Here is a 22866-nt window from a genome sequence, read left to right as displayed (position 1 = left end):
TTTGGTAGCCAAAGAGATTTAGTCGATAAAATCACTTGATATGAGATTGAGTTTATCTGTTAATTCGGAATCAGCGTTTGGGTATAAATGACTATAAATGCTAAGTGTAGTTTTGACATCAGAATGACCTAATCGTCTTTGAATATATAGAGCATTTACATTATATTCATTAATAAGTAATGACGCATGGGAGTGTCTTAAACCTTTTGGTTGAATGTATTTTACTCCTGCACGTTTAGAATATTTTAGAATCTGGTCTCTAATACTACGTTTACGATATGGGTTTCCATCAAGTGATAGAATGAACGGTATCTTGTCAACTTTTGCTTGTCGTTCTTTCCATTCTTTAAGTACGTTTAGAGTATTATCATCAAGGCCAATGGTTCGTCTGGAGCTTTCAGTTTTTAGTTTGTTACGCCGAACCCAATTATTACGGTTGATGTACTGTAAGTTATGATTGATTGCTAGAGTTTTCTTTTCAAAATCTACATCTTCCCAATAAAGAGCAGTCGCCTCATTTACACGCATTCCTGTAAAATAATAAAGCCAAAAAAGTGTATAAACAAAGTGCTCAAAATAGCTCTCTTTATCAAGGGAGTGTATCACTTTTTGAAATTCGTCTTTTGTCCAAAAATCTATATGTTTTTTTGTGATTGGGATAGGGCTAATATTACTCGTAGGTATTTCATGAAAAATCAAACCATATTTTTTTGCGGTTTTTAAAACTTGGTTGAGTAATGTCATTTTGTTTCTTGCATATGAATTTGAATATCTCTCCAATAAATTATTTCTATAATTTATTACATCATAAGTCGTAATTTCTCTAGGTTTTTTCTTGCCAAAGTATTGAATAAATTCATCAAATATAACTTGACGTCTTCGTTCAAGATCCGGACTCGTAGTGGCGTAATAATTTGGTATAAATACTTCTTCCATAAATTGTTTAAAAGTCCATTGCGTATGCTTAATGCTTCCTTTTTGTTGTACCTTATTCAAAGCCCTAGTTCGTGCTTCAAAGGCTTCTTTTGCAGTTTGAAAGCCACGTCTGCGCTCTTGATATGGTTTACCAGTAGCTAGGTCAACCCCAGCTTTAAAATAATAGGTATATTTCCCAGTTTTATCATCTTTAGTAACACCAGTATACCTAGTTTTTGACATGAAGTTCCTCCAATCCAAGTATTTCTGCTACAACTGATACTGGAACAGTTCCAAGTCCTTTATTGTTATAGAAATCGAAACCACGCTCGACCATAATATGTTTTGCTTGTCGTAAAATATTATAAGCAGTCCATTTTGAAAAACCTAAGTCCATAATTTCTTGTACTGTTATAGTTAATTTATCGTTCATAAGTCAATTTCTCCTTTACTAGTAAATTCTAGGAATTCTCCTATTAATTGCTTTAGTTCATTATTTAATCGTGGGGTTTGTTCTTTGAGTGCATCTTGAAGCTCTAAAGAAAATGAGCTACTATCAAATGCTTTTAGGTGTTTTCTAAGTCTAGTCTTTTTTACTCTTATAGTGTTAGGTTTCAGATAGGGGAATAGTTCGGGTAAGAGTGCTGGCTCATGGAGAAAGATATAAGCAAATGCTTTGCTATCATCTGGAACACTTGAAAGACTAAAAAAGCTGAAATTCTCCAATCGTTTAGAAATCTCTGAAATGGTTTCTTCGTTTATAGCTTTTGTCCGAAGTTGGAATTCTAACCGCCACCAAAAAGGTTTACTCTTTATATTTAATTTATCAGCTCTTTTATGACTTAATACCTCGATATTCTTATCATACAAACGTACTTGAACGTTGCTACCACTAGCACCCCAATATTTACTTTCTACGTTTCCTCCTCTACCATAGAATATTTTATGGCTAACTCCACCTTTGATATGTTGTAAAAAGACGATTTCTGGTCTGTTAAAGATATCAAACGCAAGATCTAACCGTGATAGTCTAATTTCTAAGCGATTTAATCGAGCGTAGTTCATAATCTGTCTCCAAACTTGTAGAGCCTCAAATTCTTTCAGAGAGTTTGGGTTGAAGTCTAATCGTATAACCTCGTAGCCACCATAAGTCGCTAGTTGAAAGAAAATAAGATTGATACTATCTTCATCAATCATTTTATAAAGAGTAAAATAGCCTTCTCCTAGATTTTCTTGTATGTGAAATTCTTGAATATTACTGTCAATTGATTTTCTTAATTCACGAAATATTCGTCTAAGTGACTGATTGGCACTATCAAAGATTACTGTTAATCTATCAATGCTGATATAAACTGATTTTTCTAGTTTTGATAAATCTACTTTACTTTGATATTTTCGTAGAGATTGAATAGTATTTTTCAACTGTAACGCCTCCTTTCCATGTCTGAAATATGCGAAACTCGTTGATGATATTGAGTTTTGCCGATGACTCGTTACTTAGGACGTTGTCTTAAGTGTATCTTTTTGCTGGCTGTTAGAAACGCCACCTTTTAAGTGGGAGATTGGGAGAACTTCGTGTCTCGGGCGCTTTGCCTTCGGCTTGCGCCCTTGCACTTGTCTCCCAATCCCCAATTTACTGGTTTATAAACTAACTAAAATACTTTTCTAGAAAACTCGAGAGCAACTCAAGAGCTCGGAGCTCAATTTCTTCGTTTCGAATGTCATTAAATACATCATCATTTACTAGAATAGATGTTCCTAAACTAGGAGAATAGAATGAATGAGTATTGCTAATGTTATTATCTTTTATTGTGTAGTGTGTAGTTGTCATAGTAGTCTCAATCTAGCCATATTTTGCTTCTTATGGACTTTGTATTACCATTTTGGTATAATTGTGTTGGTTTTAAACGAAAGCCTCAGAATGCTTTGCAGAGCTTTCTGGGGTGTTTTTGCATATTCATAAGCTAACTAGTATTGCCTATTTTGTATGCTTTGTTTTTATATAACCTTTTTGGTTATATAAACATAATACATCCATTTTGGTTATAAGTCAATAAAAAAGTGAAAGGAATTTTAAAATGTTAAAAGACAATATAAAAAAAGCCCGACTAGATGCAGGACTTACTCAAATAGAAGTTGCTGAAAAACTTGGGGTAGCTCAAGCTCAATATGCTAGGTGGGAAAACGGGGGAAGAAATCCAAAGGATGAAACAGTAGAAAAATTAGCTGATATCTTTGGTACGTCTTTTGAGATTTTAAAAGGACGTGATGATGGACTAGAAGAAATTGTTAGTTTATTGAAGGAATATGAACTGACAGAAGAAGAGAAAAAAGAAATTTATACCTTGATAAAGGAATATTTAAGGAATAAGTGATATGCATGATATATCTAACAGAATTCTCAGACCAATAAATGGGTTCCTTGTTGTCGTTTTTGCAAAGATAATAATTGATTATGTTATTTATTATATAACGCATTGGAACTACCCAAAAGTTATTTTTTGGCAGTCAGTTATAGTATTTTTTTTCTTATTTTATAGATATTTTAAAAAACATAAAATTCAAAAAAAAGATTCGGAATCTATCAATCATCTTGATTATACATTATTTAAAGCTATTCAGTTTAAAGTTCATAACTCTATTTTTGTTGATTTTATAAAAAATAATCAATTTTTGTTGGTGCTATTATTTTTATCTAATGCGAGTGCGATAGACATTATTCAAAAGATTAGAGAGATTTTTTTTTCGAACCTGGATAGTATAATTTCTGATAATGAAAAAGTACTTCAAACATTATTGCCTATTGTAATAAAACTAAGGGAGTATCCAGATTTTATTAATTTTTTATATAGTTTCTACTTTTGTATAATTGTATATATTTTTTTAAATCAGATAGACTTTCAAACAAAAAATGATTGTTTACAGAAGGAGAGGAAAATGCCAAGAAGTCAGTTGATTAAAGATCTAGTTGAAAATAATATTAGTTTAGAGAATGCTCTGCTAAGGCTAAAAGTAATCACGTTCTCATTAAATAATCTTCAATTACAGAACTGGATTGATAATGAGATAAGAGGGTATACTCAAGATGATATAATCCCAGAATATCGAAAAAATATATCTTATACTATAAGATATTCAGGGCTTAATGGAAATTTTCAAATTAGTTCTGCTCCACTTTCAGAAACATTTTTTACAGAAGAGGTAAAAAGTATTTTAAGAAGAAGATATATTACTGATGGTATAGGAACAATTGAAGGAAATATGTCTATGGAAAGTGTTTATGACCTAATTGAATTTGCACCGATGGTTTTAACTGCTAGCAATTCTAGGATACAGTGTGTTCAGTTAGAACAAGTTATAAACAAATCTACTCTGGAACATGTGGTAAGCAACTTAAAATTAAATTTGATAAATTTATTGTTAGATTTAGAAAAGAACTTTGGTAATCTAGATAAACTTGATATTGATGTAAATGATATTACTAGCGAAGAACTAGAATCAGTAAATAATAACATTGTGCAAAAAATTTATTATGACGGAAAATCAAAGGTGATTTAATGGACTATTTGTTTAAAAATCAAGTATTTATAGGAGCTTTTATTTCTATACTATCTGCTACGATAACAAGTTTGGTTCATTTCAAAATAAGTGAATATCAATTAAATAAAGGGAATGTTAATATATATATAATGTCGGTTTATGACAGCGTGAGTGGTGAACCATGGGGGTTTTATGGAAATCAAGAGGAAATAGTATTCAATGTTCCTTTATGGGTTGAAATTCATAATACAAAAGGTAAAAGTCAAATTATTAGAAATATGAATTTGGCTTTATATAATAAAAATAGTTTCATAGGTAAAACACATCAAATATCACATTTTTCAAAGGGTGAGAAAATGGAATCATATGGGGAAGATGGTGCATATTCATTTTTAATTGAAAGTAATAGTATAAAGAGATTTGAACTCTGCTTTACTATAACTCAAAGTGAATTATATAATTTGGAATTTGATGAAGTAAGAATTTCTTATTGGGATTCAAAAGATGATTACAAAGAATATAAAATTTTTGAAGTTTCAGAACCATGGCAATTCTCATCATTTTCGATTGATAATGATTGGAGAAAACTAGGATAACTAGTTGACAGGTGTTGTGTATACTATACTTTAAGGGATTGGTCTATTTTGGTAGCTTTTTGGTAGCCAAACAATCAAAGGATTGAAATTTTATAAAATATATTACAAAAAGAATGTTGTTTTATCAGCATTCTTTTTCATTTCAAATGGTTTCTCGGAATTAGAAATCGGGGGTTGAAGTCTCATCATGGCCTAGGAACTTCGGGCTACGGTCTGCGCCTGACCTGTGGTCAGGCTTGCCCTTGCCCTTGTCCTAGCCCATGATGACTAAGCGTCGCTTCAACGGCTTTTGGATAAGATTTGCGTCCTCCCTCCTCAAAGTGGATAAGACTTTCAAGAAGGAGTTCTTCTTGAAAAGGATCGACTAGAATGGCGGATTCCGTCCGTTCAAAAACAATCCCTTGTTCTTGTAAGAGATAAATAATCTTTCGAAGCGTCGCCATTTTGAGGTCTTGTTCCTCCGCAAATTCCTTGAGTGGTCTTAGGTTAGTATTAGTGTTTAGAGTATCTTCATCCTCTATTGATTTAATCGTTTCTGGTTGAGGTCGGACTTCTCCAAAAACTTCAAATTCTTCGCCATCATATTCCATAATAGGGATTTTTGCGTAGGCATCATAGAAAGAGAAGCCTTGGTCGAGTGGTACGTAAGGTGAGAAGAATTCGCCAGCCAAGTCTCCGTTATTAGCAATATAACCTCGTCCTTTAACTTTGACGCCATTGATTTCATCGAGTTTTTTAAACTCTTTGGTTTTATTGGCATCCCCAAACATCATGTCGTAACCCGTTGATTCCAAGTGTCCAACTGAGAGACGCTTCATAAAGTTATCTCGAAGAGCTGTTTTGATGAACTCACCGTCAGGCCGTTGCATGGCAAAGATGATAAAAACACCGGCTTGACGGCCCTCTAGGACGAGCTGAGAGAGGTATTCCATGAGTTCTGACTGGAGGTTATAGTCACGGTCAATCTTGGCCATAAGGGCTGCCCACTCGTCGACGAGGATGAATTTGGGTGTCATACCGTAGTGTGTAAAGTTCTTCCCAGCTTGAAATTTGGGTGAGGTAGACATAAGCTCGTAGCGTTTTTCCATGAAGGCAACGTTCTCTTTAAAACACTGGATGATGTCTTCTTTGCTTGTATAGACACGACCATGAAAGACGGGAATATTTTTGAGTCCAGCCAGGTCAGAGTTCTTTGGGTCACAAATATCCACAAAGCCAATCTTAGCGAGTGCATAAATAATAGTCATAAGGACTACGGTTTTACCGCCACCAGTTCCCCCACCAATGAGCAAGTGAGGCTCTTCAATATAATCCCAAGTGACGTCTGTCATAAGTTGGAGTTTAGAGCCCTTGACCACTACGTCATTAATGGTGATACGACTATCAATGCGGTTGATGGCAATATCATAGGTGATAAAACGTTTATCAAAGGTTTTATTACGAAAATCCCCATTAAACATGACTTCGAGAGTTGAACCAAGATTGAGAAAACGGTCTTGAAATTTATTGCCTTCTAGGATGAAACGGACTTCAATCTTGTAACGAGACTGTTTCAAGTAGACCTGAGGAAGGACAATCTTTTCAATCGTTTTGTTTTCACGTCTGATATTTTTAATCAAATAGAGGTTGTTTTCGATCAGGAAGCGAGACAAAATTCGTAGGCTATTGAGCTTTTGAAAGAAGAGGATTTTCTCGTAGCACATGTGATTTAGTAGGTAAGCCACTAAGCAAGAAGCAACAAGGACACCCCCGATAAAGTAAACTTGTGGCAAGGGATGGTCCCTCAATTCTTCTAGATTGACATAACAATAATGTCCAATCGCTAACAAAGAAGGGAACCACCAGATAAACCAGGTAATTCCCCGAATATAACGATAAAAGGCCCTAACTCTTATCCCACGATAGGTAAAGAGCTTCATAGTACATCACTTCCTAATTATCTTTCTTGTTGTCTAGTGGTTTGTTTTCCTTAAGGGGTGCCCCTCCATTCTTTTTCTTGATTTTAGAAGCAAAGAGCTTGTAAATATCATTACGGTTAACGTGAGTGTGGGTAATGACGATATCTTCCAGCTCAACTTCTTCACGGTATTTAATCCCTAAGTCTTCGATTTCAGACTGTGCCATATCAGCAATGGTGAAAAAGAGGGTTTCGTGTTGGACAGAAGAATGAATCGCCACCACAATCCCACGGATTTCACCTGTATTGATTTGGACAAAAGAGCCGTCAGGGTTTCGTTGGGTACGATCTTCTTCATAGATGATATCAGGGCCTTCAATGCCACGGAAAGAGAGTTTTCCAAGGACTTCAGGCACGTTTAGACCATCCGTAATGACACGATAGGTCTTATCCGCAATTTGTAGTTTTTCTCCGTAGTTTAATCCAATTTTAGCCATATGTATTTCTCCTTTACTTTCTTATTTTTTTAGGACTAATTTTTCCGCAAAGACATTGAGGGCTGGAGCAACTGAGTTGCCGTTTAGAGCTGTATCTGAGAGAAAAATCGGGTTGACCGTTTCTACGAGAGCATCTTCTGGAAAGACCGTTGTCGAAGCAGGGGTGATAACGTGGAAGGCCCCATGTTTTTCACTATTAAGAATGTGGCGTTGGTATTTGCCTTCTTTGCCAAAAATAAAGCGAGGGGCATTACCTAATTTTTCGTAGTAAGCAGGGCCAATAAAGTCTGGTTTCATAACAAGTGTTTCTGGAATCATAGAATTTTCCTTTCTAAATTTAAGCAAAATAAAAAGAGTTAAGCTAATTGCTTCACTCTTGAGTAATAGTGGGTAAATAGTTTACGTTTAAACTGTCGACTATAGAATTGAATATCACCACTAGGGTAGCTATTTCTACGAGCTTCTTGGACTAAATGATCTAGGTCAAGTAGAGCTTGTGCATAGAGTTTAGCTTGTAGTTTAGGTGAATAGCTAAACATGCCATAGGTGAATTCATAGTTATCATATAGGCGTTTACATTGTAATGCGAAAAAAGTTAGTCATAATTTCTCCTTTATTGTAAGCGTAAAAAAGCTACTAAGACATAAGGAAAACTTAGTAGCTTGAGGGTAAGTCTATCTCAAAAGATAGACAGCAGTAAAGAAAAGTTGTTTGGTTGGAAAGATCCCTCTTTCCACGGTGGTAACGTTTAGCAAGGTGCTTTGCGTCAATTACCACCGCTTGCCCGGCCAATCTCTTTAGGGAGTCATTGTCATACCCAAGGGATTCTCTTACGCAATCTTGCGCAACCAGTTCACTTTACTATTCGGCAAAAGTGCGAAAGTCCGAAATGCGTGGAAGCCCACAAAATACTTGTTTTAATCTTCACTTCAACCATAAAACGGACTTGACTTTACTTATCAAAACATTTACAATAAAGGTACGAAGTTTAGTGTAGTTTGATAGTCAGTCCTCTGGTTGTCAGACGCACTTTTTATTTAATTTTCAAAGATCGTGATGCTGGATGTTAGGCATTATTATTTTTAACAACAGTATAACCATCAGCTATATCTAGATTATATAACCGTTGGTTATATTTGTCAAGAGGTTTTTGAAAAAATTCTTTAAAAATTTTTAAGAGGAACATGATGGATTTTTCGGAACGTTTAAAAAATCTAAGAAAACAAGCACAATTAACTCAGGTTGATGTTGCTGAAAAGTTGGGTATTTCGCAACCAGCTTATGCTTCATGGGAACGAGGAGTCAAAAAACCAACACAAGAAAATCTCGTGAAGATTGCCAAACTTTTTAATGTATCTGTCGATACTTTAGTTTCAAATGATAAAACTGATGATATTGATTTGTCAGAAGTAGAATTGCTCTTCAGAACCACATCAGATGGTATGAATAATGAAGAAAAAGAAGTCTTCAAACAAGAGTTGCTTCAGTTTATGAAGGAGAGGAAGAGACTTTTTGATGATGAAAAATAAAATTTTCTCACTTTTTATAAAGTTTTACGAATAGATAAGTAGAGCTGTGAATAAGGAGTAGAGGAACGCAATTTTTAAAAGAACTTAGAAAATAAAAAGGACTAACCAGAAGTGAACTTTCCAAATAATTCAGTGTATCAGAACGTACAGTAGCTTGTTGGGAAAATGAGGAGACGGATATGTATCTGAGTACGACTGCTAAACTTGCTGAGTTCTATGGCGTCAGAATGGATGTATTTAGAGATATAAAATGAATATGAGAGTACCAACTGAATATTTGTCACCTGATGACTTTGAAAAATTTGCTAATAGAATTGTTGAAAAAATTTTTGAAAAAAGAATATTATCTTTTGGAGAAGGTGCTGATGGAGGTATAGATGGAATCGATGATACAAAAAGACCCTCAATAGTTGTTCAATCTAAACGTTATCAACCAAGTACAACTCCAAAAGTTTTTTTAAATACAATTCGTGACGAGCTCGCTAAACTTAAAAAGACCTCTCAGGATAATGGTTGGAGTAATGACTTTGATTATGTTGTAGTAACGTCTGTTAGATTGAATCAGAAAACTACTAGAGAGATACGTGAGCTGAAACCTGAATGGATAAAAACAGATCAACATATTATTGACGGAGAAAGTTTAAGACGGTTTTCTGAAATTGAAGAATACAAAGAAATTTTTGAAAACTATAATTTAATTGGAAAAGACTTTGAGAAAATAATCAAAGATTTTGGTAAAGAAGTTATTGAGCTTGATAACTCATATTTTTTTGACACATTTGATTCGAGATTTGTAGCGGTTACTTCAGAAATGGACTCTGCCTATAATATACTAATGGAGAATCATGTTGTTTTTTTGACTGGCGATCCAGGTGTTGGGAAAACGACTGCTAGTCAGTACTTGGGTGCTTTATTCAGTATGCACAAAGATATTAAGACCAACGTTCTTATAAAAAGTGTTAATGATATTACAAGTGTTGTAAAACAATTTTCTGAAAGAAAAGCCGAGTTATCAGAAAGAATGCTAATTATTTTTGATGATTTCGTTGGTAGAAACGTCTTTAACGCTACTGAGTCAAATTTATTGCATATTAAAAAAATTGTCAGTTTTTCAAGGAATTCTGGAAATCTATATTTAGTATTTAATTCTAGAACTCCTATTCTAGAAGAAGCACAAAAACAAAATATTGAATTTTCACAATTTATCGAAGATATTGAAGAAAAAATCACTATAGATATATCAAAGATTTCTGATATAGATAAGACTAAAATTTTAAAATTGACTTTTGATAAATATTTTACGTTAGCTAAAGAAGGTGGAAAAAGTATAATTGCCAATAACTTTAAGGCGTTATTGAATGACACCAATTATATGTCTATAGTTTGTCATAAAAATTATACTCCAAGGTTAGTTGAAGCACTTGTGAGAGAGTCTAAAGTTTTTCAAGGTAATTTTTTTGAAAAAGCTATGGAATTTCTTAATAATCCAGATAGGCTCTACGATGAATTATTCAGTCAACTTTCTAGAGATGAAAAATTGTTATTATATCTAACTGCATCAATTTATGACCAAAGTCCGATTTTATACAAATTTTTAGAGAGCTATTGTAGTGTATTTTATAATGAAATGATATTATTTGATGAATTTTTTGATGGTCTAGTTGGGTTCTGGTTGAAAAAAAATCTTATTATAAATAGTAGTGAACATACTGAAAAAAAAGAAATTGAATTTAGAAATCCATCAGTATATGATTATCTGAGAGTAAAGGTTTTAAGAGATAGTAGTTTTAAGAATATCCTAGAGCATAGATCACGATATTTACTACCATTTTATTTATTGAGTAATAAATCAGAAAGTGGTTTTGAGAAGTATATCTCTGATAATAATAAGTTTAAGAGTTACTTAGACCGAAACAGATTCTTAGGTAATAAACTATTATCTTTTTTGAAGAAGAGTGATATATCAACTGAAGATATCAATATGGTGAAAGAGTGTCTTCAGGGATTATCGGAAATATCAAATGGTGATTCTGGATTGTTCTTTACCTTCAAAAAATTACCTGAAGTTATTGAGAAAATATGCGAATCCGAAAATAGGTGTTTACAGGATACCTTTATCAAGGAGTTTCTTTACTCGTCCTACAATCAGAATTTGATTGTAGTAGGAATGGATTTAGAATTTTCTAAACTGATTGAGTTAATCGAAAAAATAGATAAGCTAATGTTGGATTGTGTGAATGAGGGGTTGAGTCAAAACAATATTGTAGATTTAGCAGAAAAAGAAACTGGTGTTAATGTGTTGCAAGAAATTGCAAAATTAGTAGAACAAAAAATAATCGATAAAATTGATGATCCTTTTTTTGCAAATTGGTATGAAATATTTGATGAATTTTTTTCAAAAAGTTCTCTTGATCCAATAGACTTTGTCGATCCAGAAAGTGAAAGAAGAGAAATAGTAGATAAAATATTTGATTACTATTATGAACAGATACTGAAAGATCATTTTACTCTTCTACCAGTACTATATGAAAGCCTTGATATAGATAAAATTTATGAGGTTGCGATTCAATATATAGAAATAGAGTTAGAAGAATATATTTATCAAACAGCTTTTGATGAGGCAGATTTACGTGATTTTGAAGACGAATTTTACATAGAAGAACAAATAAGAGAACATGAAGAACAAAGAATAGAAAAGGAAATCGAACAATTAATAATTAGCGGAATCATGTCAAAACCGTTAGGATTTTGATGTTTTAAGTGGACAATCGTCCACTTTTTCTATACAATGATCGTTAGTTTATAAAACAACACAACCTCGAGGAGGTATTATGGATACACGATACAGCCAAATTAAAGAAGTTGCAAATCGTTATATTTACAAGTATATCAAGGAGAATGACTCTTCTCTTTTGGGGTATGACTTTGAAGGATTTTTCAACCATATTGTTGAGAGTCACAATATCAAGGTAATGGAGCATCATTTTTCCAGTCGCAAGATTGAAGGGTTGACCTTGATTGATAAGAGCGGTGTTTCATTTTCTTATGAAAAGGAAAATCCACAAGTAAAACAGAACTTTACCAAGTGCCATGAGTTGGGGCATTTTCTCCTAAAGCATACTGGCTCTTTCTTTACGGAGTTAAAGGATGAATCTGACTCTATCTTTGAGAGTGAAGCAAATCTCTTTTCAGCATTTGTGCTTATGCCAAGCATTGTTTTGCTGTCAAAAATATTTTATAGGCATGATAGCTTCTCACGAATAATGAAGGATTTGAAGGTTTCTGCTGAAGCCTTGGTCTATCGCTTTAGAGATTTATTCAGTTACGAAACGAATCATTCATTAGATGAGGTTAATCATGCAATTCAAGACTATAAAAATGGTCAATTAGATAGAATTGTGGATATGTTTGGCTTGTTGAAGTCCTCTATTATCGCAGAGTACCAGCAAGTCATCATAGATATGCTGACTAAGGCCTATCACTTGCTGACTATAGACGGTTATCTGTCAGACCGACAAATCTATGAATTGAAGGACAAAGAGTTTAGACAAACTTTGGAAGCTGAAAAATCAGATATTTCTTGTGGTCAACTTTTTGATTATGGTAAAGTCATTTACTTTGCCTGGAAAAAGGATAGGTTAACAGAGAGACAAGCTGTTAGTAACGCCAAAACACAGTTATTGTTAGAAAGGGCATGAGATGTTCAATGGTACAAAATTAAAACAAAAACGTGAAGAGCTGGGGATGAAACAAAGCGAGATTGCACGGCTTCTTGATATTAACCGCTCTTCTTATTTCTCTTGGGAAAATGGTAGAGCAGTCCCCAACAAAGCCAACTTGAAAAAGATTTCTGAGATTTTAGGTGTGACAGAAGAGTTCTTCTATGAGGAAGAAATTGCTATGCTTTATAAGCAACTGTATCCTACCAATCAGACCAAGGCTATGAACTATGTTAAAGACTTAGTAGATAAACAATCTAATATTATTGCTATGCCTACCTTCCCTTATCGTGTCTACGAAAGCCTGTCAGCTGGTATTGGTACCACTGTCTATGATGATAAGAGCTTTGATACGGTTTACTTTGATAAGGAACTGGCTCATGATTTTGCTTCCTGGATTTCAGGTGATTCCATGGAGCCTACCTATCATAATGGATCTGTTGCTCTTATTCGTGAGACAGGGTTCGATTATGATGGGGAAGTCTATGCGGTGGTGTGGAACTCTCAAACCTTTATCAAGAAAGTCTACCGAGATGAAGAAGGGTTACGCCTAGTTTCTATTAACAAGGATTATAAGGACATCCATATTCCTTATGATGAAAACCCTCGTATCGTTGGTAAAATTGTAGGAAACTTTATGCCATTAGAGGTGTAAGTTAGGAGAATATCATGGGAATGACATATAGAGCAAAATTAGAAAAAAATCTAAAATGGGGAATAATTGAAGTCAAATCTGACAAGAGAAGAAAGTGATACACAGGACAAGTAACAGAAATCACAATAAAAATTGCTGATAAGTATCAGCTGCTTCAAGTAGATGATACTTTGGGAATCAGTTTAACGGAGGAATTGAACGATGAGTAGGAGAGAGATTTATAAAGATAAATTACAGTTTGACTATTTCTCGGACTCCTATATCAAGTTTGAAGAAGACTTCTACAAGTATTCAGCTATGGATGTACCATTGACATTCCTCACTGATGATATACTCAGAGAAATGGCCATGAGCCAAAAGAACTATTTCAAACTCAATAAAGAAAACAGCAAAGACGGCCGAGATCACTATTTTTACTTCAAGATTGAAATGAGTGATGAAAGTAAGATGGTTAGGAAGTATCAGTATTTGCAGGTGTTTAGCCATATTAAAACTGCTTAAGTAATTTGGGAAGCCCAAGATAATGTAATGGTTTTACCTTGATTTGTTTATCAAGTATATGAAAATTTATCCGAATGACTTTGCATTCTTGATTTCGGAAGATTCATTGGAATCAAATTATCATGATGTATCAATCTACGCAGTAATTTGAATTCGCAAAGTATATCGAGAAGAGGAAAGTTTACGTCTAGTCTTATCAATAAAGACTGTAAAGATCTTTTTGTTAAAATCTAAGTATTGTTGAGGAGATTTTAGAAAAAATGATGTTTTTATCACTGGGAATTTTTTTGATTAAATGATATAATTTATCAGAAAGGAAAAACTAAAGTGAATGGCGAATCAATTGTAAAATATAATATTGAAACAGCAGACTGGTCTTTTATAAACTCAGTTCCTTCTAAAATTAATCAACTTCATCCATATCCGGCAAAATTTATTGAACAAATTCCGGGACAACTATTGGATATATTTGGAATAGACAAAGAATTGTTTGTAATGGACCCCTTTATGGGGAGTGGTACAACTTTGTTGGAAGCGAAGAGAAGAGGACTGAAGACTGTTGGTATAGATTTAAATCCGATTTCTTATTTAATATCATCAGTGAAATTGAATAGTATACCGATAACATTTCTTGACTCTGTTGAGGAGGTCATATCAGAGGTTGAATATAAAATAGAAAAAGAAAGAATAGCTTTAATAAAAATATCAAATGCCGAGCATTGGTTTTCTAATGAAGTTCATAAGACACTTTCTGCACTGATACATGTTATACAATCTAAACTATTTTGTGAAGAAGAATTAAATGGATTATTACTAGCTTTATCCAGCATTGTTGTAAAAGTATCCTATCAAGAAAGTGATACTAGGTATGCGGCTAAGGAAAATGGATATTATGAAAAAGATGTTTTGAAGTTTTTTTCACAAGCTTGCGAAAAAATATATAAAGCTGTTTACGAAGAAAATATAAAAAAATCAATAGAAACAGATCTATTTTTAGAATCATCTATTAATTTTGATTACAAGAAATATACCAATAAAGTTGGAGCCGTTATTACCTCTCCACCATATCCTAACGCTTATGAATATTGGTTGTATCATAAATTTCGGATGGAGTTCTTAGGTTTTGATCCTAAAGAAGTTAAAAAAGAAGAAATTGGTACAAGAACTAGATATTTTAGAAAAACACCTGAATCAATTGAAGTATTTCATCAGCAGATGGAAAAAATTCTTCAAATGTCACTTGATGTTCTTGTTGATGGAGGCTATATTGCAGTAGTTGTCGGTCGATCAATTATAAGAGGAGTTGAGTACGATAACGGATACGATATAGAATTGATTGGAAAAAGAATAGGATTAAAATTTATTACAACAGTCGAAAGAGAAATACTAATAGGGAAAAAATCCTTCAATCCAAAAAATTCAAAAATAAATACAGAAAAAATAGTTGTATTTAAGAAGGGAAAATAATGTATAAGTTTAGATTACGTCCTAGACTTTTTGAATATGAAAAAAAATTTGCAAAATCAGAGCTTAAAATTTTATTTGGGAATAAAGAGGAAATAATCAGTGTTCAAAATAATTATTTTGAAGTTGATTCCGAATATTGTATTCCGAAAAAAATGTTACAGAAACTGACATATTTTAAAGAGGTTGTTTTACCAAATGGAGAAAGATTGATTCCAGATATTATTTCATGGGAGCTCTCTACATATAATAATAAAAGATATAGCACACGATATTCATCGCATGGAATACATGAGTATAAAGGGAAATTTAACCCTCAAACAGTACATTCATTAATAAACCAATTTTTGAATTTTGAAACAGAAGATGTTAAGATTTATGATCCATATGCGGGAAGTGGAACTACTTTACTTGAAGCTTCGCTACTAGGGATAGATGCATTTGGAACAGATGTAAATCCAATGGCTGTACTTATTTCAAAAGCCAAACAAGATTCAATGGTTTGTGATTTAGATAAATTTAATGATGTTTGGGATACCTGTATTGCTAAGGCAAATAAAGAGTGGAAACAAATTGAATTAGGAGTGTCTGAAAGGGAAGTTTATTTGCAAAAATGGTTTCCGATAGATACCTTAAAAAAAATAGAAACATTGAAGTTGCAAATTGAAAAAGAGGAAGAATTCAGAGATATTCTAATGGTGGTTATTAGTAATATTCTAAGAGAATACTCTTATCAAGAACCGGGTGATTTAAGAATTAGAAGGAGAAAAGAAATTCCTGATCAAATTGATATTTTTGATAGAATTTCCGAAGATGTTAATAAATATATAGAGAGATTGAAACGATTTAAGAACGTTTATAAAGGGAAATTTAAAAAGAATAGTCAAATTTATTTCAGTAATATTGAGTATAAGTCGCAACAAAAGTTTGATATCGCAATAACAAGTCCCCCTTATGCTACGGCGTTGCCATATATTGATACTCAGAGGCTTAGTATTGTATGGACTAAACGTGGAAAACCTTCTGAAATAAAAGAGTTGGATGCAAGTCTGACTGGTTCACGGGAGGCAACCAAATTAAAATTAGATAAATTACGGGCTGAAATGATTGAAAATCAGGCTAATTTACCTAAGAAGACAATTAGTTTGATTTCTAATCTTGAAAGTTCATTAGATCTGAAAAATGATGGTTTTAGAAGGAAAGCAACCCCACCATTGATGTATCAATATTTTAAAGAGATGAAAAAAATGTTCCAAAACCTAAAAACAAATATAAAAGATGGTGGATATTATTTGTTAGTGGTTGGGAAAAACAAAACTACATTGGGTGGAATCGAGTTTGTAATAGATACTCCAGGTCTGTTAGGTGAAGTTGCTGAGTCAGTTGGTTGGCAATTTATTGGAGTTGAAGAACTCCAGACTTACAAAAGATATGGTATAAATTCTAAGAATGCTGTAAATGCTGAAGGTTTAGTAGTTTTAAAGAAAATATAAAAGAATAGTCACCTTGTGATTATTCTTTTATTGTGATATTCTATGGATATTGGGGGTACGAAATGAACTTTTTTACAATTCACCCAGATGTCTATTCAACTGATGAAACACTCGGAAATTTACCAGACTTACTTGATAAAATGTGGCTTGACCAGAATGTTGATTCCAAATCTACATTGGTAGTAATTTCAGGTTTTGCTAATTATAATGGTGGTATCCGCTTTTTTGATTTTTTTGAAAATCATATAAAAAATGGAGGGCAAGTTATTGCTATTCTTGGAGCCTCAGGTTCTCAAAGACTTAGTAGTACTCAGGTGGTTAAAGAACTTGTCAATAGAGGTGTTAAAGTAAAGCTTGTTAATCGAAAAAGATTGCTTCATTCGAAAATGTATGGTTGTTTTTCTGAAGATTCGGATCATCAAAGTTTAGTTATATCATCTGGAAACTTTACTGGACCTGGTATGGCTTTAAATGTAGAGTCGTCCTTTCTTGCGGATTCTACCACTTTAAGTGACATGGATTTTTCGTGGACAGATCTTATAGAAAATATCGAAAAACAAGGATGGCAAATCTTTGACGTTTTTCGTAGTTACGATGAAACCCAACCGTACAATAACCTACTGTATGACGAGGAGAATTATGTAAAATCAAAAACTTCAGAATTGGATATACCTGAAACAGAATATCTAATTACTACATTATCTCATAATGATACATCGAGAATTGTTCAGAGAAAGAATGGGACACAATATATTTGGCTAAGTAAGAATGTTATGGGTTATTTCCCGCCATTGTTAATTAGAAATAGTAGAGGTATTAAAAAAACTTACTCTGCTGAACTGGAGTTATCTTATCCTCAATTGAATAAAACAGGACTAAAGGGGAGAGTGACATTTGAGGCTGAAAATAATTTAGACTTCAGATTTTTGACGACCACTAAAGTCTATGGAACAAATGTTGCAAAAGAAAATGACCTAGCAGTTATAAAAAATACTGGTGGTAATAATTATGAAGTAATATTTGTAAAAGAGGGGACGCCGGAATATATTGCGTTGAGTAGTTATGCTACTGATTATATTGGCAATAGAGGGAAACGATACGGATTTATCGAAAAGTCCACTTATGATACAATTGTAAAAAACAACGAAAAGAATTTGTCGAATAACCGTGCATGACAAGAAAAAGGCCTGTCCGTTATATAACAGATAGCCCTTTTTAGTTTTGTAATTCATTGTATTTCTTGACAGCTTCTTCATAAGCATCAGTGCCTTCCTTATAATACTCATGCTCAGTACCACTGATATCAACAGTTATGACTCTGTCGGAATGTTTGTAAGTCACTTCTTTAGTTGAAGCATCTTCTCCAGAAAGTTCAAAGGTGTTGTTTTTGCTACTGACGGTGAATTTGTCGTACTCTCCCTTCTCAATCGTACCTTCAGTAGCTTTGATAGAGAATGACAACTCATTTCTTAGACCATTTTCTGTATCAATCCAATAGTAGTCACCGTCAAGGTTGTCTTGTGATGAACAAGAAATGAGACGGAAAATGACTGAATTGAATTTATGATATAATGCTAGTAAAAGTAACGAGATTTATAATAGCAAACTCGCTTACACTAGGAGTCAAAATTGACATCATTCAACTAAAATATAATCAAACATAGTAAAAAATTAACACGGACGGGATCTTTAGAAATGCTGAAGCTAAAGCTTTTTGAAACTGGTTGAAATAAACGCTTATTAAACCAGGTCTTAAGCAAGCTCGTAAAGTTTTAGAATTCTTAACACATTACTACCTATTACCTTGCGTTCTGCAAGGTTTTTTATTTTATTGGTAAGCTAAGTTGTGTAATGTAGTTAATTTTAAAATCAGTTTATTATAAAGAAAAATCGCAACCCTTAAGAGCTTTGTAACTCCTATAGTCTTGATTAGACACAGTTTTTCCATATTGCTCAATTCAATTTACAACTTTTATTACCTGGTTTTATGATACATATTTCTTGTTTGAATTATTACCTTCCCAAGTACATTATATATAATGTAGATCACTATAAAACTCTAAAATAATTTGTTATTAATAAATCAAATCGTAAATTTCTTCTACAAGTTTAAAGAAATCAACCTCTAAAGCAATTGCCAGTAACTTCAATGTTGGTAAACTAGGCATTGTGTATCCATTTTCTATATTTTTTAAGCTTTCCAAAGATATGGAGTTATCATTTAAAATTCCTTTTTCTAAACGATCCGATAAAAAACCCTCTCGCCCATTATCTAATAAAAGATTTAATCTATGGTTTCGTATTATATTCCCAATTTTCATTAAATTTCTTTGAGGTTCTTTTCTTCTAGTCATATTGTAATTATACCATATAACAGGTACCTTGGTTTCTTTTAAACTTCTATGTTAGATGTTATACTATTAACAGTTAGAGCAATGGCTTTCAACAAAATATTAAATAGGAGGTCGTCAAATGACAACAACAACTTTTAAAGCGAAAGCGCTTCGTACATTTACTTCTCCATCGGATAGCAATATCACTACTTATATGGTTTTAACTGAATTTAGAGATTTACCTTCTGATTTTTCATTAGATGTTAATCCTAGAACTCCCAAAATGAATACTTCAGTTGCTAGACAATTGATTGCTGCTGTTAAAGCAAATGATAATATTAGTTTCGATATTAATAATCGTGGGATTGTAATTACCGCCGAATCAGTGAAATTCAACAATTCAACAGGTGAAGTTACCATTGATTTTGCAGAGGATACATCTAAATATGGAATATTGGATGGTGGGCACACCTATAGAGCTATTATCGATAATCGGGATTATTTATCGGATGATGTTAAAAAGTATGTGCGATTAGAAGTCATTGTAGGAGAAACTTTGAATGTAACTGCATTAGCGGATGCGAGAAACACGTCTGTTCAAGTTAGCGATATAGCTCTATTTGAGTTAGATGATAAATTTGACTTTATTAAAACGGCAATTTCAGATCAACCATTTAAAGATAACGTGGCATACAAGGACAATGAGAACAAATCAATTCCAATTTCTGAATTGTTAAAGTTGATGTTTGTATTTAATGTTAAAAGATTTCCAGATGACTCAAATGCTCCAACTCAAGCTTATTCTGCTAAATCTAGTGTTTTCAAAGACTACAGTAATGAGATAAATAGCGAAGATAATATCTATAGTAAACTTGCTCCTATGTTGCCCAAGTTAATTGAATTATATGAATTGATTCAGAAAGAAATGCCTGAAAAGTATAGACGCTTTAAAGAAGAAAATGGTTCAAAAGCATCGTTTGGTCGTGTTCGGGGAGTTACTTCTGGACAAGAAAAAGGCACTAACTTCAAAACAATGTTTACCCAACAGACTGTTTTATATGATATTTCAACAGGTTTCTTATTACCAATTTTCGGAGCTTTCAGAGCCCTACTGAAGCGTAATACAGAAGGAGAAGTATCTTGGCTATTTGATCCGATTGAAATTTGGCAAGATTGTGGTGTGAGACTTGTTCAAAATACATTTGAAACTGATACAAATCCTCAGATGGTGGGCAAAATGAAAACGCTTTGGCAGTCAAATTATAGGATCGTTGATAGTGTTATGAAAGATAAATTGATTGAGCAATTGCAAGGTGAAAAATTATTGTTCAAATAAGTTTAAATTATATAGAGTTTTATAGTTACCTTGTTTATCAGTCAAATAAATAATTTTATAAAGTTTGATAGGATATTATTTCGTAAGGAGGATAAAAATTGAATAAAGATAAACTAACACATTCTCTAAAAGATATAATGAGTGATTGGGCAAAACCGAAGTTAATATTCTTTTTAATTTCTTTAATTTTTTATTCGTTTTTTGTCACAAGTAAAACGATTTTCAATCACCCATTTCCATCTTGGCTTTTCATTTCTGTGGGAGTAATAACTAAGATAGCTATTTTTTATTACCTATCCAAATTGTATTCAAATAGTTATTATCAAAACTTGACTATTCCCAGTAATATCTTCATATGGTTGGCATTTATACCTATTATAACTTCAGAGTATATTTTATTTGAGGGAATTGTTCCGCTAATAATGTCAGTAAATATAATAAATTGGAATTTTTTATTGAAACTAGTTGAGATAGCTCTATGTTCATTTATACCAAGTTTGTTGATTGTTTATTACCGATATATAGATAGGGTGTATCCTTTTGCACAATTTTTTTCAGATTCTATAATTCTAGTTTGTATATATATTATAAGTAATATGATAAGTAAATTACCCAGAGAAAATATTACTATATATAAAATTACTATGACAAAAGAGGAATGTTACTTAACAATATTGATTATTTTATCCCTATTATATTCTTTAATAATCAATATATTCTTAAATTGGAAAAAATCTCAAGAAATCATTAACAAAGTAAATAATAATTATAAAATGAACTTGTGTTCTTTGGCAATTCCATATTTAGAGTCAAATTCTAATACTGGTAATAAAAAAGAAATCAAATATCGCGTTTATATAATTGGAAGTATTATTTCATATTTTGTCTTATTGTTGAATTTTTCTGTTTTAATACCTCTAAATAACGGGGTAAACCATTTTAACTTTAGTGATGGAATCACATCATACTATTTGATATTTCTGATTAGGTTTTTCATTCTCAATGTAGCTGTAGTTGCTAAAGAAGATTTAAAGATGCTAAGTATTATATCAATAATAACTTTGGCAACAACCGTTATGGTAACATTCTTAATAAACTTTGATATCGGTGGAACTAATAAACGTACTCTTGATTTTGCTAGTATAAGTATGTTACTTTGGGTGTTGCCCAAAATCGTGCCCTCTATCATGGATAATGTTATTTTACAGACAGAATATTCTCAAGGAAAAAAATTCAAATATTTGATACAATATAGGGCATTATCTGCATTTGCTAATATTTTTATATATATTTTTCTTTTAATTCTGCTTATTTTGGTACATCATAATCAAAGCAATGTTACTTTAGGACATCTTTACGTAATTACGGCAAATTCATTTGCTTTAGGATCACTATTCTCTGTAATTCTAGTTATTACTTTTTCTTTTTTACTATATCAATGCAAGTCTTTATATTCTAAGATTACAATACAGCGTGGTAAGGATAATTCTGAAGCGCTCTCTGCAGAATCTCGTAAAGAAAATAAATCTGGTAAAAATAGCTGTTGTTCTAATGTAATTATTAATCTGTTTTCTATTACTATATGTAGTTCACTACTATTTACATTCTATAGTTTTTCAAATTCTGATACAACGTTTGAAATGATCAAGCTCTCACTACCAATATTTGTTCCTACTTTTTTAGACAAAATTCAATATTTTTTGAACTATTATCTTTTAAAACACGGTGAGGAAATTAAACTTACAGAGAAAGCAAACTATGTAAAATCTATAATAGATGTCAACCTATTTTTAATCGTTGTAATTTTATATATTTATTGTTACATAACAAAAGTATCTTTAAATATTTTTTGGGTATTAGGAATTGTAGTATTTATACATGTAATAAGTTATTGTTTACGATTCTTACCGATCCTAAAAGAGAATAAAGATAATCCATGTGTTTAAAAGAAAAATAGGTATTTATGTACCGATCTCCAAAATTTAGATTTTTAGTGTCTGATTTTTGAATTACTTCCCTTATCTAAGAAAAACTATACAAATTCTTTGCATCAAAAAGTTATATAGAATTTGCTGGGAGTTGATATAATGCTGTTATACAATTAATCAAATAAAACCTTGTCAAACTAGGTTTTACGATTTGAGGCAAATTCAATTTAATATTTTGCCTCAAATTAGCCACACTTTTTATAGAACTAAGAGGAATAATGAAGTTCTCTTCCTATTAATATAGTTGTTTAAAATCTTAAATATAGCGTTTTACGGTGTAATGGGAAGTATGGCGAATAAATCAACTATGTTCAGCAAACAAAGCTTAATTAGACTATATAAGCTTGAAAATAAAGGGTTTGTCCAATGTGGGCAAGCCTTTTTCTTATGTTTTTCCCCCATT

Annotated in this window: 22 protein-coding genes; 13 read left to right on the top strand and 9 right to left on the bottom strand. The window is 32.4% G+C overall.

Annotated elements, in window-relative coordinates; translation table 11 throughout:
* Nucleotides 1-18: 18 nt before the first annotated feature.
* Genes HMPREF2979_RS00380 through HMPREF2979_RS00370 form a run of 3 tightly spaced genes read right to left on the bottom strand, consistent with a single transcriptional unit; the run spans nucleotide 19 to nucleotide 2337 of the window.
* Entirely contained in the window at nucleotides 19-1158 is a 1140-nt protein-coding gene (locus HMPREF2979_RS00380) for a tyrosine-type recombinase/integrase (RefSeq protein ID WP_070654581.1), read from the bottom strand.
* Nucleotides 1145-1348 (bottom strand): DUF3173 family protein, encoded by a 204-nt coding sequence (locus HMPREF2979_RS00375; RefSeq protein WP_070654579.1) that lies wholly within the window; start codon nucleotides 1346-1348, stop codon nucleotides 1145-1147. Before HMPREF2979_RS00375 ends, HMPREF2979_RS00380 begins: the two co-directional genes overlap by 14 nt.
* Complete coding sequence (locus tag HMPREF2979_RS00370; RefSeq protein ID WP_070654576.1) at nucleotides 1345-2337, bottom strand: replication initiation protein; 993 nt, start codon at nucleotides 2335-2337, stop codon at nucleotides 1345-1347. The genes HMPREF2979_RS00375 and HMPREF2979_RS00370 overlap by 4 nt, the downstream gene beginning before the upstream one ends.
* Before the next feature lie 656 nt (nucleotides 2338-2993).
* Here HMPREF2979_RS00370 and HMPREF2979_RS00365 point away from each other — a divergent pair.
* From HMPREF2979_RS00365 to HMPREF2979_RS10375, 3 genes are read left to right on the top strand one after another with little or no spacing between them, the layout of a single operon-like run.
* Nucleotides 2994-3290 (top strand): helix-turn-helix domain-containing protein, encoded by a 297-nt coding sequence (locus tag HMPREF2979_RS00365; protein ID WP_070654574.1) that lies wholly within the window; start codon nucleotides 2994-2996, stop codon nucleotides 3288-3290.
* A 1-nt stretch (nucleotide 3291) separates the two neighbouring features.
* On the top strand, nucleotides 3292-4473 hold the full coding sequence (locus HMPREF2979_RS00360; protein ID WP_070654572.1) for an AbiTii domain-containing protein: 1182 nt from the start codon (nucleotides 3292-3294) through the stop codon (nucleotides 4471-4473).
* Complete coding sequence (locus HMPREF2979_RS10375) at nucleotides 4473-5051, top strand: hypothetical protein (protein ID WP_070654570.1); 579 nt, start codon at nucleotides 4473-4475, stop codon at nucleotides 5049-5051. Before HMPREF2979_RS00360 ends, HMPREF2979_RS10375 begins: the two co-directional genes overlap by 1 nt.
* Before the next feature lie 230 nt (nucleotides 5052-5281).
* Here HMPREF2979_RS10375 and HMPREF2979_RS00350 read toward each other — a convergent pair whose 3' ends face one another.
* The 4 genes from HMPREF2979_RS00350 to HMPREF2979_RS09945 are packed head-to-tail and all read right to left on the bottom strand — an operon-like array spanning nucleotide 5282 to nucleotide 7984.
* A complete protein-coding gene (locus HMPREF2979_RS00350) occupies nucleotides 5282-6970 on the bottom strand; it encodes an FtsK/SpoIIIE domain-containing protein (RefSeq protein WP_070654568.1) in 1689 nt (562 codons plus the stop codon).
* A 13-nt stretch (nucleotides 6971-6983) separates the two neighbouring features.
* A complete protein-coding gene (locus HMPREF2979_RS00345) occupies nucleotides 6984-7445 on the bottom strand; it encodes a conjugal transfer protein (protein ID WP_070654566.1) in 462 nt (153 codons plus the stop codon).
* Nucleotides 7446-7466: 21 nt separating this feature from the next.
* On the bottom strand, nucleotides 7467-7763 hold the full coding sequence (locus HMPREF2979_RS00340) for a cytoplasmic protein (protein ID WP_070654564.1): 297 nt from the start codon (nucleotides 7761-7763) through the stop codon (nucleotides 7467-7469).
* A gap of 38 nt (nucleotides 7764-7801) precedes the next feature.
* Nucleotides 7802-7984 (bottom strand): hypothetical protein, encoded by a 183-nt coding sequence (locus tag HMPREF2979_RS09945; RefSeq protein ID WP_083312358.1) that lies wholly within the window; start codon nucleotides 7982-7984, stop codon nucleotides 7802-7804.
* A 648-nt stretch (nucleotides 7985-8632) separates the two neighbouring features.
* Between HMPREF2979_RS09945 and HMPREF2979_RS00335 the strand changes: the two genes are divergently transcribed.
* The 8 genes from HMPREF2979_RS00335 (at nucleotide 8633) to HMPREF2979_RS00300 (ending at nucleotide 17981) form a co-directional block, all read left to right on the top strand.
* The gene (locus HMPREF2979_RS00335) at nucleotides 8633-8974 is read left to right on the top strand and encodes a helix-turn-helix domain-containing protein (RefSeq protein ID WP_070654562.1); all 342 of its coding nucleotides are present in this window, start codon (nucleotides 8633-8635) and stop codon (nucleotides 8972-8974) included.
* Nucleotides 8975-9230: 256 nt separating this feature from the next.
* On the top strand, nucleotides 9231-11726 hold the full coding sequence (locus HMPREF2979_RS00330) for an nSTAND3 domain-containing NTPase (RefSeq protein ID WP_186821178.1): 2496 nt from the start codon (nucleotides 9231-9233) through the stop codon (nucleotides 11724-11726).
* Nucleotides 11727-11805: 79 nt separating this feature from the next.
* Nucleotides 11806-12672 (top strand): ImmA/IrrE family metallo-endopeptidase, encoded by an 867-nt coding sequence (locus HMPREF2979_RS00325; protein WP_070654558.1) that lies wholly within the window; start codon nucleotides 11806-11808, stop codon nucleotides 12670-12672.
* Between the two features lies 1 nt (nucleotide 12673).
* On the top strand, nucleotides 12674-13348 hold the full coding sequence (locus tag HMPREF2979_RS00320) for an XRE family transcriptional regulator (protein ID WP_070654557.1): 675 nt from the start codon (nucleotides 12674-12676) through the stop codon (nucleotides 13346-13348).
* Between the two features lie 201 nt (nucleotides 13349-13549).
* The gene (locus HMPREF2979_RS00315) at nucleotides 13550-13849 is read left to right on the top strand and encodes a DUF5960 family protein (protein ID WP_070654555.1); all 300 of its coding nucleotides are present in this window, start codon (nucleotides 13550-13552) and stop codon (nucleotides 13847-13849) included.
* 327 nt (nucleotides 13850-14176) lie between these two features.
* A complete protein-coding gene (locus HMPREF2979_RS00310) occupies nucleotides 14177-15316 on the top strand; it encodes a DNA methyltransferase (RefSeq protein WP_148132213.1) in 1140 nt (379 codons plus the stop codon).
* A complete protein-coding gene (locus HMPREF2979_RS00305; RefSeq protein ID WP_070654551.1) occupies nucleotides 15316-16806 on the top strand; it encodes a DNA methyltransferase in 1491 nt (496 codons plus the stop codon). Before HMPREF2979_RS00310 ends, HMPREF2979_RS00305 begins: the two co-directional genes overlap by 1 nt.
* 62 nt (nucleotides 16807-16868) lie before the next feature.
* Nucleotides 16869-17981, top strand: a complete 1113-nt coding sequence (locus tag HMPREF2979_RS00300) for a hypothetical protein (protein ID WP_070654549.1) — start codon at nucleotides 16869-16871, stop codon at nucleotides 17979-17981.
* 40 nt (nucleotides 17982-18021) lie between these two features.
* On the opposite strand, the gene HMPREF2979_RS00295 is transcribed toward HMPREF2979_RS00300, so the two are convergent.
* A complete protein-coding gene (locus HMPREF2979_RS00295; RefSeq protein ID WP_261787265.1) occupies nucleotides 18022-18267 on the bottom strand; it encodes a hypothetical protein in 246 nt (81 codons plus the stop codon).
* Between the two features lie 614 nt (nucleotides 18268-18881).
* On the bottom strand, nucleotides 18882-19160 hold the full coding sequence (locus HMPREF2979_RS00290; protein WP_148132212.1) for a helix-turn-helix domain-containing protein: 279 nt from the start codon (nucleotides 19158-19160) through the stop codon (nucleotides 18882-18884).
* A gap of 118 nt (nucleotides 19161-19278) precedes the next feature.
* On the opposite strand from HMPREF2979_RS00290, the gene HMPREF2979_RS00285 reads away from it, so the two are divergent.
* Nucleotides 19279-20475 (top strand): AIPR family protein, encoded by a 1197-nt coding sequence (locus tag HMPREF2979_RS00285; protein WP_070654545.1) that lies wholly within the window; start codon nucleotides 19279-19281, stop codon nucleotides 20473-20475.
* 98 nt (nucleotides 20476-20573) lie between these two features.
* Nucleotides 20574-22421, top strand: a complete 1848-nt coding sequence (locus HMPREF2979_RS00280) for a hypothetical protein (protein ID WP_070654543.1) — start codon at nucleotides 20574-20576, stop codon at nucleotides 22419-22421.
* Nucleotides 22422-22866 lie beyond the last annotated feature (445 nt).

The sequence above is a fragment of the Streptococcus sp. HMSC078H12 genome, assembly GCF_001814615.1.
Lineage (GTDB): Bacteria > Bacillota > Bacilli > Lactobacillales > Streptococcaceae > Streptococcus > Streptococcus salivarius_F.
Note: the sequence above shows the minus strand (reverse complement) of the source record. Positions and strands in the feature narration are given on the sequence as shown.

Coding starts and splice junctions, on each gene's coding strand:
- HMPREF2979_RS00300 (WP_070654549.1), top strand. CDS start 16,869: ATGAACTTTTTTACAATTCACCCAGATGTCTATTCAACTGATGAAACA.
- HMPREF2979_RS00335 (WP_070654562.1), top strand. CDS start 8,633: ATGGATTTTTCGGAACGTTTAAAAAATCTAAGAAAACAAGCACAATTA.
- HMPREF2979_RS00350 (WP_070654568.1), bottom strand. CDS start 6,970: ATGAAGCTCTTTACCTATCGTGGGATAAGAGTTAGGGCCTTTTATCGT.
- HMPREF2979_RS00360 (WP_070654572.1), top strand. CDS start 3,292: ATGCATGATATATCTAACAGAATTCTCAGACCAATAAATGGGTTCCTT.
- HMPREF2979_RS00380 (WP_070654581.1), bottom strand. CDS start 1,158: ATGTCAAAAACTAGGTATACTGGTGTTACTAAAGATGATAAAACTGGG.
- HMPREF2979_RS00340 (WP_070654564.1), bottom strand. CDS start 7,763: ATGATTCCAGAAACACTTGTTATGAAACCAGACTTTATTGGCCCTGCT.
- HMPREF2979_RS00320 (WP_070654557.1), top strand. CDS start 12,674: ATGTTCAATGGTACAAAATTAAAACAAAAACGTGAAGAGCTGGGGATG.
- HMPREF2979_RS00325 (WP_070654558.1), top strand. CDS start 11,806: ATGGATACACGATACAGCCAAATTAAAGAAGTTGCAAATCGTTATATT.
- HMPREF2979_RS00375 (WP_070654579.1), bottom strand. CDS start 1,348: ATGAACGATAAATTAACTATAACAGTACAAGAAATTATGGACTTAGGT.
- HMPREF2979_RS00365 (WP_070654574.1), top strand. CDS start 2,994: ATGTTAAAAGACAATATAAAAAAAGCCCGACTAGATGCAGGACTTACT.
- HMPREF2979_RS00330 (WP_186821178.1), top strand. CDS start 9,231: ATGAGAGTACCAACTGAATATTTGTCACCTGATGACTTTGAAAAATTT.
- HMPREF2979_RS00285 (WP_070654545.1), top strand. CDS start 19,279: ATGACAACAACAACTTTTAAAGCGAAAGCGCTTCGTACATTTACTTCT.
- HMPREF2979_RS00345 (WP_070654566.1), bottom strand. CDS start 7,445: ATGGCTAAAATTGGATTAAACTACGGAGAAAAACTACAAATTGCGGAT.
- HMPREF2979_RS00315 (WP_070654555.1), top strand. CDS start 13,550: ATGAGTAGGAGAGAGATTTATAAAGATAAATTACAGTTTGACTATTTC.
- HMPREF2979_RS09945 (WP_083312358.1), bottom strand. CDS start 7,984: ATGTTTAGCTATTCACCTAAACTACAAGCTAAACTCTATGCACAAGCT.
- HMPREF2979_RS00290 (WP_148132212.1), bottom strand. CDS start 19,160: ATGACTAGAAGAAAAGAACCTCAAAGAAATTTAATGAAAATTGGGAAT.
- HMPREF2979_RS00305 (WP_070654551.1), top strand. CDS start 15,316: ATGTATAAGTTTAGATTACGTCCTAGACTTTTTGAATATGAAAAAAAA.
- HMPREF2979_RS10375 (WP_070654570.1), top strand. CDS start 4,473: ATGGACTATTTGTTTAAAAATCAAGTATTTATAGGAGCTTTTATTTCT.